Here is a 13,344-nt window from a genome sequence, read left to right as displayed (position 1 = left end):
CACAGGGAGGGTCAACGATGAGCGAGAACCAGGACACCGCGGATCGTCGCGGGGGTAGGCCGCGGATCCGGTTGCCCCGCCGCCCCACCCGGACCCCGGGGGAGGAGCCGGTCGAGGTCCGGCCCCCCGAGCTCGTCGGCGGGGATCCGGCTGACGTCGAGGCGGTGGCGGAACAGATCCGCACGCCCGGCGGCCTGGCCGCGGGGCTCAGCGCACTCGGGGCGGCCACCATCGGATCCGTCGGCACGCTCCTGCCCGGGCGGCGGGCCAACGACCCGTGGGCGGGCGAGGACATGTGGGAACTGGGCGTGGACCGCGGCTCGATGGTCGCCGCCTCGGACGGCGTCCCGCTGGCCGTGCGCGAGGCCGGGCCGACCGACGCCCCGATGACGGTGGTGTTCGCCCACGGCTACACGCTCTCGATGGATTCCTGGCACTTCCAGCGCCGGCACCTGCAGGACCGGTTCGGGTCCGAGGTCCGGATGGTGTTCTACGACCAGCGCGGTCACGGCCTCAGCGGGAAGAGTTCCCGTGCCAACTCGACCATCGCGCAGCTCGCCTCCGACCTCGACACGGTCGTCTCGGCGACGGCCCCGACGGGCCCGATCGTGGTGATCGGTCACTCCATGGGGGGCATGACCGTCATGGGCTACGCCGCCCGCCACCCCGGGTCCGTCCGCGAGCGGGTCCTGGGGGTGGGGCTGGTCGCCACCGCCATGGCCGAGCTGTCCGAGGCGGGGCTCGGCGCGGTGCTCGACAGCAGGACCGTCGCCAGGGTCGCGGGTCTCGCCGGACGGACCCCCGGCGTGTTCACCGGCGGGCGACGAGCCCTCGGCGCGCTCATCTCCCCGTTCATCTACGGTGGCTCGTTCGGCGACCCGGCCAGGATGAGCCCGACCGTCGCCAGGTTCGTGGACAAGCTCATCGCGTCGACCGACGTGCTGACCATCGCGAACTTCTTCGAGACCCTCACCCAACACGACGAGACCGCCGCGATGCCCGTGTTGCGGTCCGTGCGCACCACCGTGCTGTGCGGCGACCGCGACCTGCTCACCCCGCTCGACCGGTCCGTGGACATCGCGGAGGCGCTGCCGGACGCGGAGTTCGTCGTGGTCCCGGGGTGCGGTCACATGGTGATGATGGAGGAGCCCGCACACGTCTCCGAGGTCCTCGGTGACCTCATCGCGGACGCGATCGTCGAGTGGCGCACGCGCATCCGCGCCGCCGAGGAGGGCGGCGGCCCCCCGGCGGGGCACAGCAAGGCCTCGTGACGATCGGGGTGCCGGGGGAACGCGAGTTGCCCTCGGTGGAGCACACCCACGCGCTCGGGGCGGAGCTGGCCGGACTGCTGCGGGCCGGGGACGTGGTGGTGCTCGACGGGCCCCTCGGCGCGGGCAAGACCGCGCTCGCCTCGGGGATCGCCGCCGGGCTCGGGGTCCGCGGGCGCGTGACGTCGCCGACCTTCGTCATCGCGCGCCGCCACGCGCCGGGAACCGCGGACGGGCCGGGGCTGGTCCACGTGGACGCGTATCGCCTGCTCGGGGGCGAGGACCCCCACGGCGGTCGGCCCGGCCGGGCGGACCTGGCCGACCAGCTCGAATCGCTCGACCTGGACTCCGCGCTGGACCGCGACGTGGTGGTGGTCGAATGGGGCGCGGGGTTCGTCGACTCCCTGGTCGCCGACCCGCTCGTCGTCACGCTGAGCCGCGGCGAGGACACGGACGTGCGCTCGGCGGTCTGGCACCGGGCCGGGGGCGCGCCGGGCCCGGCGGTACCCTGACCGGTGTGCTGGTCCTCGCCGTAGACACCTCCACCCCCGCCGTCACCGCGGGGGTCTGCCGCCTCGTGCGCGGCGACGGCCGCCCGGTCGTCACCACCCTCGCCTCGCGGGTCACCGAGGACGCTCGCGCCCACGCGGAGCTGCTCACCCCCCACATCCTCGACAGCCTCGCCGAGGCGGGACTCGCCCCGGCCGAGCTCGACGCGGTGGTGGTGGGGGTCGGTCCCGGGCCGTTCACCGGGCTGCGGGTGGGGATGGCCACCGCGGCGGCGTTCGCGGACGCGATCGGGCGACCGGTGTACGGGGTGGTCTCGCTCGACGGGCTCGCGGAGACCGCGCGCGCCGCCGGGGTGGTCGGCGAGCTCGTCGTCGTCACCGACGCCCGGCGCCGCGAGGCCTACCACGCGCGCTACTCCGCGGACGGCGCCCGCGTCTCCGGACCGACGGTCGGCCCCGCCGCCGACATCGCGGTGGAGGGCGTCGACCACCTGGTGGGCGACCCCGCCCGGCTCGCCGAGGTCGTCGGCGCCGCGTCCCCGGCCGCGGCGGGTCTGGTCGCGCCCGGCCCGGTCTCGCCGGACCCCGCCGGGCTCGTCAGGGTCGCGGCCGGAGACCTGCTGCGCGGCGTGACCCCGGCCCCGCTCGAACCCCTCTACCTCAGGCGGCCGGACGCGGTTCCGCCCCGCAGGGTGGAGCCGTCGCGGGCGTTGCGGGGCGTCGACCGCAGTGGCGGCCCGCGCCGATGAGCGGGACGGATCCGGACGGGGTGGTCTACGGGCCGCTCACCGCCGAGGACGCGACGGGCTGCGCCGGCCTCGAGCGGATCCTGTTCGCCGGTGACGGGCCGTGGTCGGCGGCGGCGTTCCTGTCCGAGATCGGGTCCCGCCACACCACGTGCGTGGCGGCCCGGGCGGGCGAGCGGCTGGTCGGGTACGCGGTGCTCGCGGCGCTCGGGCGACCGGGCGACCGGGAGTTCGAGGTGCACACCATCGGGGTCGACCCCGCGTACCAGGGGCGGGGGATCGGGCGCACGATGCTCCGTCGCCTGCTCGACCTGGCGGACGCGGAGTCCGCACCGGTGGTGCTGGACGTGCGCACCGACAACCTGCCGGCGCGATCGCTGTACCTCGCGCACGGCTTCGAGGTGGCGGGGGTGCGGCCCCGCTACTACCGGCCGAGCATGGCCGATGCCTACCTGATGGTCCGGTCCGCGGTGCCCCGGGCGGGGCACCGCGACACCGAGGAGGGGAGTGGCCCGTGAGAACGGTCATGGGGATCGAGAGCTCGTGCGACGAGACGGGGGTGGCGGTCGCGCGGATCCACGACGACGGTCGGGTCGAACTGCTCTCCGACGTGGTGGCCTCGTCGATGTCCGAGCACGCGCGGTTCGGCGGGGTGGTTCCCGAGATCGCCTCCCGGGCACACCTCGAGGCGCTAGTGCCGACGGTCCGGGCGGCGCTCGCCGACGCGGGGGTCGACCGGCCCGACGCGGTCGCCACGACCATCGGACCCGGGCTGTCCGGAGCGCTGCTGGTGGGCTCGTCGGCGGCCAAGGCCTACGCGGCGGCGTGGGGGACGCCGTTCTACGCCGTCAACCATCTGGTCGGGCACGTGGCCGTGGCGGGATTTGACGGTGACCCGCTCGGCGAGTGCGTGGCGCTGCTCGTCTCCGGCGGGCACACGCAGCTGCTGCACGTGACGTCGTTGACCGAGCCCGTGGTGGAACTCGGCTCGACCGTCGACGACGCGGCGGGGGAGGCCTACGACAAGGTGGCGCGGTTGCTGGGCCTGGGCTACCCGGGCGGTCCGGCGATCGACAGGCTCGCCGCGTCCGGCGATCCCGCGGCCATCGCGTTCCCGCGCGGCATGACCGGCCCCCGGGACGCGCGTCACGACTTCTCCTTCTCCGGGCTCAAGACCTCCGTCGCGAGGCGGATCGAGGCCGCGGAGCGGGACGGCGTCCGGGTGGACGTGGCGGACGTCGCGGCCTCGTTCCAGGAGGCCGTCGCCGACGTGCTCACCATGAAGGCGGTCCGGGCCTGCACCGACCTCGGCGTGGACACGCTCCTAGTGGGCGGAGGGGTGGCGGCCAACTCCAGGCTCCGGGAGTTGGCCGCGCAGCGGTGCGCCGAGGCGGGCATCACCCTGAGGGTCCCCCGCCCACGCCTGTGCACGGACAACGGGGCGATGGTGGTGGGCGTGGCGTCGGCGCTGTTCGCCTCGGGGGCCGAGCCCAGCGCCCTCACGGTGGCCGTCGACCCGGGGCTGCCGGTCGGGGTGACGCAGGTGAGGTGAGGCCTGCCCGGGTGTTCGCCCTCGGCGAATCGGGCCGATCGGGCACCCGGGGCACTTGAGTGCTGGCACTCGCACATATAGAGTGCCAATAGGCATGGACCCGGCCGCGTCACCCGCGACGACGCCACCCCGGATCCCGCCCCCCAGAACACACATCACCATCTACACACGGAGGATCCATCGTGGCGATCAAGCCGCTTGAGGACAAGATTCTCGTCGAGGCCACCGCTGCCGAGACCACCACGGCGTCCGGCCTCGTCATCCCGGACACCGCCAAGGAGAAGCCCCAGGAGGGCACCGTGGTCGCGGTCGGCAAGGGCCGCTTCGACGAGGACGGTGACCGCATCCCCATGGACATCAAGGAGGGTGACAAGGTCATCTACTCCAAGTACGGCGGCACCGAGATCAAGTACGAGGGCAAGGAGTACCTGATCCTCTCCTCGCGCGACGTTCTCGCGGTCATCGACTGACGTGAGCTCGTAACCCCCGCCCCGGTGGCGCCGGACAGTGACCGGCCCCGCCGGGGCGGTGGTGTCTCACGCTGCTCGTCCCGCCCGTCCCGAACACCCTTTTTCTCCCCAGGAGTCCATCCATGTCCAAGTTGATCGCGTTCGACGAGGAGGCCCGCAAGGGCATGCTCGCCGGTGTCGACGAACTCGCCGACACCGTCAAGGTCACGCTCGGCCCCAAGGGTCGGCACGTCGTGCTGGCCAAGGCCTTCGGTGGCCCCACCGTCACCAACGACGGCGTCTCCATCGCCCGCGAGATCGAGCTCTCCGAGCCGTTCGCGAACCTCGGTGCGCAGCTGGTCAAGAGCGTCGCCACCAAGACCAACGACGTCGCCGGTGACGGCACCACCACCGCGACCGTGCTGGCCCAGGCCCTCATCCGTGAGGGTCTGCGCAACGTCACCGCCGGGTCCAACCCCATGTCCATGGGCAAGGGCATCGAGAAGGCGTCGGCGGCGGTCGTGGAGTTCCTCAGGTCCGCGGCCACCCCGGTCTCCGGGTCCGAGGCCGTGGCCCAGGTGGCCACGGTGTCCTCGCGTGATCCCGAGATCGGTCGCATGGTCTCCGAGGCCATGGACGCGGTCGGCGTCAACGGCGTCGTCTCCGTGGAGGAGTCGCAGGGTCTGCTGACCGAGGTCACCGTGACCGAGGGCATCGCTTTTGACAAGGGCTACCTCAGCCCGTACTTCGTCACCGACCCCGACGAGCAGAAGGCCATCTACGAGGACGTCCTGATCCTCCTGCACCGCGAGAAGATCAGCTCCCTCCCCGACCTCCTCCCCCTCCTGGAGAAGGTCGCCGAGACCGGCAAGCCGCTGCTCATCGTGGCCGAGGACGTCGACGGCGAGGCGCTGTCGACCCTGGTCGTGAACTCCATCCGCAAGACCCTCAAGGCCGTCGCGATCAAGGCCCCGTACTTCGGGGACCGGCGCAAGGCGTTCCAGGACGACCTGGCGATCGTCCTCAAGGGTCAGGTCGTCAGCCCCGACCTGGGCATGAAGCTCTCGGACTGCGGCCTCGAGGTGCTCGGCCACGCCCGCCGCGTGACCGTGTCCAAGGACGAGACGATCATCGTCGACGGCGACGGTGACCAGGCGGACGTCGACGCCCGGGTGGCGCAGCTGCGTCGCGAGGCCGAGGCCACCGATTCCGACTGGGATCGCGAGAAGCTCGAGGAGCGCATCGCCAAGCTCTCCGGCGGAGTCGCCGTGATCCGCGTGGGCGCGGCCACGGAGACCGAGCTCACCGAGCGCAAGCTGCGCGTCGAGGACGCGGTCAACTCGGCCAAGGCCGCGGTCGAGGAGGGCGTGATCGCCGGTGGCGGTTCCGTGCTCGTCCAGGCCGCGGCCTCGCTCGAGCGGCTGGCCGCGGACACCGCCGACGCCGACGAGGCCGTGGGCGTGAACGTGGTCCGCAAGGCGCTCTCGGCACCGCTGTTCTGGATCGCCGCCAACGCGGGCGAGGACGGCTCCGTGGTGGTCAACAAGGTGTCCGGCCTCGGCCCGCGGGACGGCTTCAACGCCGCCACCGGCGAGTACGGCGACCTGGTGTCGGCGGGGATCATCGACCCGGTCAAGGTCACCAGCTCGGCGGTCGTCAACGCCTGTTCGGTCGCGCGGATGGTCCTCACCACCGAGACCGCGATCGTCGAGAAGCCCGAGGAGCGGGGCGGCGACGCTCACTCGCACGCCGGCCATTCTCACTGACATCGGGCGAGACCGGGCCCCGGCCACCGCGACAGCGGGGCCGGGGCCCGTTCCCCTTTGTCGGGCGGGCGTGTGGTCTCATGACGGCGTCAACGGTTACGCTGGACTCTCACGAGATGACCTCCGGCCCAGGGGTCACGCACGTATCCTGTGCCCACGTCCCGAGAGACACCCGCGGGCCGCGCGTGGGACCACGACGTCCGGCGTCGTTCACCACGACAGAAAGGCCGTGCCCCGTAACACACCCGTGTAACGAGAGGCCCCCCGAATTCGATGACAGGTATAGCAGACGAGTTGGAACTCGCCGTCGCAGACGCGGTCAAGGGAGACCGGACCGCAGCGGCGCGGGTGCTCGAACTCGTACGTCCCGGTGTGGTGCGCTATTGCCGCTCCCGCGTCGGGGGTGCGGAGAGGGTCAACCTGTCTGCTGACGATGTCGCGCAGGAGGTGTTGATCGCGGTGCTCTCGGCGCTGCCGGGATATCGCGATCAGGGACGTCCCTTCATGGCGTTCGTGTACGGGATCGTAGCCCACAAGGTTGCGGACGCCCACCGGGGAGCCGCACGGAACAAGTCGGATCCCGTGGAGTACCTCCCCGAGGTGCTCTCGACGGACACGGGGCCGGAGGACCACGTCCTGGACGGCGAGGTGACCAGGGCGATGAGCCGTCTGCTGGGGACCCTGCCGGAGAAGCAGCGGGAGATCATCCGGCTGCGAGTGGTGGTCGGTCTCTCCGCGGAGGAGACCGCGGAGATCGTGGACAGTACGGCCGGTGCCGTGCGCGTCGCCCAGCACAGGGCGATGAAGCAGCTCCGGGCACGGCTCGAGAAGGACGGAGAGGAGCGATGGCGATGAACGACGACGAAGTGGATCCCGGCACCCGGGACGACGACGCCTCGCTCACCGACGAGAGGTGCGAGCCGGGCGAGGTGGAGCGTGACGACGCGCTCCTCGACGCCCTCGCGGCGGGCGACCGGCCCGCGTCCGAGGACCCGCTTCTCGCCCTGTTGTCGGACTGGCGCGCCGAGGTGGGCGCCGCACCCCTGCCCGGGTTGCCGAGCGCCGAGGAGATCGAGATCGCCCTCGCGCCCAACGTCTCCCGCCTGTGGCCGCGACGCGGCTGGGCGAAGTCCCACGAACATCACCACGGGCAGCGCCCGGCGCTCTGGCAGGCGGTGACCGGTGCCGCCGCCGTGGCCGCCGTGATCGTCGGGGGGCTGTCCGTCGCCGCGCACAGCGCGATGCCGGGTGACCCCCTGTGGGGGGTCTCCAAGACGATCTTCTCCGATCGCGCCGGCGAGGTGGAGCTGGTCAGCGACCTGACCGAGCACCTGGCGGCGGCGGACCTGGCCGCCCGCGAAGGTGACCGGGACACGGCCGAGCGACTCCTGGACGAGGTGACCGACCGGCTGGACGAGGTCGCGGACGCGTCGGAGCGGGTCGAGTTGATGAAGCGTCGCGACGCGATCATGAGGGACCTGAGCCGGGTCACCCCGAGCGCGGTCCCGTCGCCGGCCCCCGCTCCCGTCCCGGCCCCGGGGCCGGGACCGGGTGTCGCCACGCTCGTCCCGGGGATCCCGGTTCCGCTACCGACGAACCTCATCCAGCCGCCCCCGCCCGGTATCCCGGTGATCCCGCTGCCCCTCGACGGGTTGCGGATCCCGACCACGCTGCAGATCCCGATCGACACACAGCGGCTGCAGGACTTCCTGTCACCCACCACCGGGCTGGAGGAGTCGGATGAGGACGAGTCGGTCACGCCGACCCCGTCCCCCACGCGGACCACCGTGACCCAGGTCCCGACCCCGTCGACGAGTCCGGCCAGCGACCCTCAGACAGCGCAGTCGAGCCAGCCCGCCAACTGAGGGCACTCATCGACACGGGCCCCGCCCGCACCGTCGCCGGTGCGGGCGGGGCCCGTGTCGTCAGCGGGTCGGCAGGCGCCGGGTCAGCGCCGCCAGTTGAGGCGCCGCGGACGCATCGCGCGAACCCCCTCGACGTATCCGCGGCAGAACTCCCACGTGGCGTAGTCGTCCGGGATCGGATCGAACGCCGGCTCGTGGGGCAGCACCGATCCGTCCAGGAGGAGTTGCATGAGGTTGGCGCGGAGCATGTCCCACTCGTGGTAGTGCTCCTCGTCGCAGTCCTCGCACTGCACGGCGACGCCCTTGACCCCGGTCGGGGCCAGGAGTTCGCGGAACTCGGCGAGATCGGCCAGATCCTCCTCGATCGCGAGCCGTTCGTCGGGATCGAGCGGACCGGAGGGGGAACCGTCGTCGACGGGATCCAGCCCGGCCAGTTCCGCGGCCGGGTCGTCCGGATCGCCGGCGAAGGGGTCGGGCGGCATGCCGTCTCGTAGCGGATCGTTCACACCCCCACCGTACCCGTGACCACCACCTCGCGGGGCCGACGGTTCGAGCCGAAGAGCCCGGACGCACTATCCTCGGGGAAAGCAGTGAGACCACCACCAGGAGGACGGCAGATGAGCGAGTCGCGAGGCCCCGTACGCACCGGCGGCGACGATCCGAGCAAGGTCGCCATGGTGGGCCTTACCTTCGACGACGTGCTGCTTCTCCCGGCCGCCTCCGAGGTCGTCCCGAGCGAGGTCGACACGAGCACTCGTCTCACCCGGGACATCACGCTCCGCGTCCCGCTGGTCTCGTCGGCCATGGACACCGTGACCGAGGCGCGCATGGCGATCGCCATGGCCCGCCAGGGCGGGATCGGGGTGCTGCACCGGAACCTGTCGGCCGCGGACCAGGCGGCACAGGTGGACACGGTCAAGCGATCGGAGGCCGGGATGGTCACCGACCCGGTGACCTGTTCGCCCGCCAACACCCTCGCCGAGGTCGACGAGATGTGCGCCCGCTATCGGATCTCCGGCCTTCCGGTCACCGACGAGCGCGGCGAGCTGGTGGGGATCATCACCAACCGTGACATGCGATTCGAGGTCGACAAGTCCCGGCGGGTCGACGAGGTCATGACCCGCGCGCCGCTGGTGGTCGCCCGCGAGGGCGTCACGGCGGAGGCGGCGCTCGGGCTCCTGCGCCGTCACAAGATCGAGAAGCTGCCGATCGTGGACGGCGACGGTCGGCTCACCGGGCTCATCACGGTCAAGGACTTCGTCAAGACCGAGAAGCACCCGGACGCCACCAAGGATTCCGACGGGCGGCTGCGGGTGGCGGCCGCGATCGGCACGGGCGAGGACGCCTGGCAGCGCGCGGGCATGCTCACCGAGGCCGGGGTGGATGTCCTGGTGGTGGACACCGCGCACGCGCACAACCGGAACGCCCTCGAGATGGTCGCGCGCGTCAAGCGCGACCTGGGGGACCGCGTCCAGGTGATCGGGGGCAACCTCGCCACCCGCGGCGCGGCCCAGGCCATGATCGACGCGGGCGCGGACGCCATCAAGGTGGGCATCGGCCCCGGTTCGATCTGCACCACCCGCGTCGTCGCGGGCGTGGGCGCTCCCCAGATCACGGCCATCCTCGAGGCGTCCGTCGCCGCGCAGGCGGCGGGCATCCCGGTGATCGCCGACGGCGGCATGCAGTACTCCGGCGATGTGGCCAAGGCCATCGCCGCCGGGGCGTCCGCGTGCATGTTCGGTTCGCTCCTGGCGGGCTGCACCGAGTCGCCCGGGGAGCTCATCTTTGTGGACGGCAAGCAGTACAAGGTCTACCGCGGCATGGGCTCGCTGGGCGCGATGCGTGGACGCGGCAAGCGGGGCCAGGAGAAGTCGTACTCCAAGGACCGGTACTTCCAGGACAACGTCCTGTCCGAGGAGAAGCTGGTGCCCGAGGGCATCGAGGGGCGGGTCCCCTACCGGGGCGACGTCGCGCAGGTGCTGCACCAGCTCACCGGGGGGTTGCGGGCGGGTATGGGCTACACCGGCTCGGCCACCATCCCGGACATGAACCGCGCCCAGTTCGTCCAGATCACCGCGGCGGGCCTCAAGGAGAGCCACCCCCACGCGATCCAGATGACCGTCGAGGCACCCAACTACACCATCAAGGACTGAAGGCGCGTGCGAGACGTCGTGGAGATCGGAATGGGCCGCGAGGCCCGTCGGATGTACGGGCTGGGCGATGTGGACATCGTTCCCTCGCGCCGGACCCGCAGTTCCAAGGAGGTGTCGACGGCCTGGCAGATCGATGCCTACCGGATGGACATCCCCGTGATGACCCACCCGACTGACGCGGTGGTCTCCCCGGCCTCGGCGGTGGAGTTCTCCAGGCTGGGTGGTCTGGCGGTGCTCAACGGTGAGGGGTTGTGGGCCCGGCACGCGGACCCCGAGGCCGCGATCGCTCAGTTGCGTGAGATCGCGCTCGAGGACGTGACCGGTCACCGGGCGGTGGCGCGTCTGCAGGAACTGCACCGCGCGCCGATCGACCACGACCTGCTCGCCGCCGCGGTCACGAGGATCCGGGACGAGGGGGGGACCGTCGCCGTCCGGGTGTCCCCTCAGCATGCCCGCGCCCTCACCCCGGGCCTCGTCGCGGCCGGCATCGACATGCTGGTCGTCCAGGGCACGATCATCTCCGCCGAGCACGTGAGCGGAGAGGACGAGCCCCTGAACCTCAAGGAGTTCATCGGGGGACTCGACGTGCCGGTGATCGCCGGCGGTGTCGTGGACCACAAGACCGCCCTGCACCTCATGCGCACGGGCGCGGCCGGCGTGATCGTCGGCTACGGCGGCGTCGACGGTGTCACCACCACCGGCCAGGTGCTGGGCATGGAGGTCCACATGGCCACCGCGATCGCCGACGCGGCGGCCGCGCGCCGTGACTACCTCGACGAGACCGGTGGGCGCTACGTCCACGTCCTGGCCGACGGTGACATCTACACCTCCGGGGACATCGCCCGCGCGGTGGCCTGCGGCGCCGATGCCGTGGTGCTGGGCCCGCTCCTGGCCGGCGCTCTCGAGTCGCCCGGTGGCGGCGTCTACTGGAACTCGGTCTCCGCCCACCCCAAGGTCCCCCGCGGCCACGTCGCGGAGATCGACGAGGAGACGGCGCTGGCCCCGCTGGCGGAGGTTCTCGAGGGGCCGACGAGCGTCCCGGACGGGACCCGCAACCTCATGGGCGGCCTGCGCCGGGCGATGGCCAAGTGCGGGTACTCCGACGTCAAGGGATTCCAGAGGGTGGACCTGTCCGTGCGTCCGTGACCCGCCGGGGCGGCACGCCGGCGCGGAGGCGTCTGGACAAAACGAACCCTACTGTCGGGTAAGTTCGCGGTTCCTCGGGTAGTGTGATCCACATCCTCGACCACCCAGGGAGTTCCACCATGACGTCACACACGCCGTCGCCGTCGCCCTCGACCGCCGACCCCGCCGTGAGCACCGATACCGATGTCATCGTGATCGGGTCGGGATTCGGGGGAAGCGTCACGGCGCTCCGCCTGTCGGAGAAGGGGTACCGGGTCACGGTGCTCGAGGCGGGCCGCCGATTCGAGGACGCGGATTTCCCCAAGACCTCGTGGCGGCTCAACAGGTACGTGTGGGCGCCCAAGCTCAAGCTCTTCGGGCTCCAGCGCGTGCACATGCTGCGCGACGTGATGATCCTCGCGGGCGCGGGAGTGGGCGGCGGGTCACTGAACTACGCCAACACGCTGTACAAGCCGTCCACCCCGTTCTTCAAGGACCGGCAGTGGGGGCACATCACGGACTGGGAGGACGAGCTCACCCCGTTCTACGACCAGGGTCGCCGCATGCTCGGCGTGGTCACCAACCCCACGCACACGCACTCGGACGAGGTCATGAAGTCGGTCGCCGAGGACATGGGCGCGGGGGACACCTTCGTCTACACCCCGGTCGGCGTGTTCTTCGGCGAGAAGACCGGTGGCGAGGGCAAGCCGGGGCAGACCGTCAAGGATCCGTACTTCGGCGGGGCGGGGCCGGACCGCACCGCCTGCATCGAGTGCGGAGAGTGCATGACCGGGTGCCGCCACGGCGCCAAGAACACGCTGTTGAAGAACTACCTCGGCCTGGCCGAGCGCGCCGGTGCCCGGGTGCTCGACCGGACGACCGTCAGCGGCCTGCGCGAGCGCGGCGACGGCACGTGGGAGGTCACGTGCGAGCGCACAGGCGCGTGGACCGCCCGCGGCAAGCGCACCACCACCATGACGTCCGCCCACGTGGTGGTGGCCGCGGGAACCTGGGGCACCCAGCACCTGCTCCACTACGCCAAGGACGACGGGTCGCTGCCCAAGCTGTCCGACGCGCTCGGCAATCTCACGCGCACCAACTCGGAGTCGATCCTCGGGGCGATGCGGCCGAACTACATGCCGGAGCAGGACTTCTCCGAGGGGGTGGCCATCACGTCGTCGTTCCATCCCCGGCCCGACACCCACATCGAACCGGTCCGGTACGGCAAGGGCTCCAACGCCATCGCCATCCTGCAGACCCTGCTGACCGACGGTGACGGGCCGCTGCCGCGGTGGCGGACCCTGCTGAACGAGGTCCGGCGTGAACCGCGGATGTTCCTCCAGCTCTTCTACCTGCGGCGCTGGAGCCAGCGGTCGGTGATCGCCCTGGTCATGCAGACCCTGGACAACTCGCTCCAGACCTCGGTCAAGCGCGTCGGTCCGTTCCGGTACGTCACCAGCACACAGGGCCACGGCGAGCCCAACCCGACGTGGATCCCCGCCGGCAACGAGGCCACCCGCAGGATGGCCGAGAAGATCGGCGGACTCCCGGGTGGCACCTGGGGCGAGATCGCGAACATGCCCCTGACCGCCCACTTCCTGGGCGGATGCGCGATCTCGGATTCGCCCGAGGCCGGTGTCGTCGACCCGTACCACCGGGTGTGGAACTACCCGACGATGCACATCGTGGACGGTTCCGCGATCTCGGCCAACCTCGGCGTCAACCCGGCCCTGAGCATCACCGCGCAGGCCGAGCGGGCCATGTCCCTGTGGCCCAACAAGGGCGAGGCCGACCCCCGGCCCGCCCAGGGGGAGCGCTACCGGCGCGTGGCACCCGTGCGGCCCGCGGCCCCGGTCGTCCCGGAGGCCGCGCCCGGCGCGCTCCGCCTGCCCATCGTCGGGGTCAGCTGAC

At 71.8% G+C, this 13,344-nt stretch carries 13 protein-coding genes; 12 read left to right on the top strand and 1 reads right to left on the bottom strand.

Annotated elements, in window-relative coordinates; genetic code table 11:
* Positions 1 to 17 precede the first annotated feature (17 nt).
* The 9 genes from B4M60_RS04530 (at position 18) to B4M60_RS04490 (ending at position 8,155) form a co-directional block, all read left to right on the top strand.
* Complete coding sequence (locus B4M60_RS04530) at positions 18 to 1,271, top strand: alpha/beta fold hydrolase (RefSeq protein WP_291080693.1); 1,254 nt, start codon at positions 18 to 20, stop codon at positions 1,269 to 1,271.
* Positions 1,268 to 1,780 carry a tRNA (adenosine(37)-N6)-threonylcarbamoyltransferase complex ATPase subunit type 1 TsaE gene (tsaE, locus tag B4M60_RS04525; protein WP_291080691.1) on the top strand — a complete coding sequence of 171 codons (513 nt, stop codon included), beginning with the start codon at positions 1,268 to 1,270 and terminating at the stop codon, positions 1,778 to 1,780. The genes B4M60_RS04530 and tsaE overlap by 4 nt, the downstream gene beginning before the upstream one ends.
* Before the next feature lie 5 nt (positions 1,781 to 1,785).
* A complete protein-coding gene (gene tsaB, locus B4M60_RS04520; RefSeq protein ID WP_291080689.1) occupies positions 1,786 to 2,526 on the top strand; it encodes a tRNA (adenosine(37)-N6)-threonylcarbamoyltransferase complex dimerization subunit type 1 TsaB in 741 nt (246 codons plus the stop codon).
* Positions 2,523 to 3,041, top strand: a complete 519-nt coding sequence (gene rimI, locus B4M60_RS04515; protein ID WP_291080687.1) for a ribosomal protein S18-alanine N-acetyltransferase — start codon at positions 2,523 to 2,525, stop codon at positions 3,039 to 3,041. Before tsaB ends, rimI begins: the two co-directional genes overlap by 4 nt.
* Positions 3,042 to 3,049: 8 nt before the next feature.
* The gene (gene tsaD, locus B4M60_RS04510) at positions 3,050 to 4,075 is read left to right on the top strand and encodes a tRNA (adenosine(37)-N6)-threonylcarbamoyltransferase complex transferase subunit TsaD (protein WP_291080717.1); all 1,026 of its coding nucleotides are present in this window, start codon (positions 3,050 to 3,052) and stop codon (positions 4,073 to 4,075) included.
* 182 nt (positions 4,076 to 4,257) lie between these two features.
* Positions 4,258 to 4,545 (top strand): co-chaperone GroES, encoded by a 288-nt coding sequence (groES, locus tag B4M60_RS04505; RefSeq protein ID WP_017837219.1) that lies wholly within the window; start codon positions 4,258 to 4,260, stop codon positions 4,543 to 4,545.
* Between the two features lie 122 nt (positions 4,546 to 4,667).
* Positions 4,668 to 6,290: a chaperonin GroEL gene (gene groL, locus B4M60_RS04500; RefSeq protein WP_291080682.1), complete on the top strand. Its 1,623-nt coding sequence runs from the start codon at positions 4,668 to 4,670 to the stop codon at positions 6,288 to 6,290.
* Positions 6,291 to 6,563: 273 nt separating this feature from the next.
* Entirely contained in the window at positions 6,564 to 7,145 is a 582-nt protein-coding gene (locus B4M60_RS04495; protein WP_291080681.1) for a sigma-70 family RNA polymerase sigma factor, read from the top strand.
* Positions 7,142 to 8,155: an anti-sigma-D factor RsdA gene (locus B4M60_RS04490; protein ID WP_291080679.1), complete on the top strand. Its 1,014-nt coding sequence runs from the start codon at positions 7,142 to 7,144 to the stop codon at positions 8,153 to 8,155. Before B4M60_RS04495 ends, B4M60_RS04490 begins: the two co-directional genes overlap by 4 nt.
* Before the next feature lie 83 nt (positions 8,156 to 8,238).
* On the opposite strand, the gene B4M60_RS04485 is transcribed toward B4M60_RS04490, so the two are convergent.
* Positions 8,239 to 8,661: a DUF5319 domain-containing protein gene (locus B4M60_RS04485; protein ID WP_414646730.1), complete on the bottom strand. Its 423-nt coding sequence runs from the start codon at positions 8,659 to 8,661 to the stop codon at positions 8,239 to 8,241.
* 111 nt (positions 8,662 to 8,772) lie between these two features.
* Between B4M60_RS04485 and guaB the strand changes: the two genes are divergently transcribed.
* The 3 genes from guaB (at position 8,773) to B4M60_RS04470 (ending at position 13,343) form a co-directional block, all read left to right on the top strand.
* On the top strand, positions 8,773 to 10,308 hold the full coding sequence (gene guaB / locus B4M60_RS04480) for an IMP dehydrogenase (protein ID WP_291080677.1): 1,536 nt from the start codon (positions 8,773 to 8,775) through the stop codon (positions 10,306 to 10,308).
* Positions 10,309 to 10,314: 6 nt separating this feature from the next.
* Positions 10,315 to 11,454, top strand: coding sequence for a GuaB3 family IMP dehydrogenase-related protein (locus B4M60_RS04475; protein ID WP_291080675.1), 1,140 nt, complete (start codon positions 10,315 to 10,317; stop codon positions 11,452 to 11,454).
* 119 nt (positions 11,455 to 11,573) lie between these two features.
* Positions 11,574 to 13,343, top strand: coding sequence for an FAD-dependent oxidoreductase (locus tag B4M60_RS04470; protein ID WP_291080673.1), 1,770 nt, complete (start codon positions 11,574 to 11,576; stop codon positions 13,341 to 13,343).
* Position 13,344: the final 1 nt, after the last annotated feature.

The sequence above is a fragment of the Dietzia sp. UBA5065 genome (assembly GCA_002415925.1).
GTDB lineage: Bacteria > Actinomycetota > Actinomycetes > Mycobacteriales > Mycobacteriaceae > Dietzia.
Note: the sequence above shows the minus strand (reverse complement) of the source record. Positions and strands in the feature narration are given on the sequence as shown.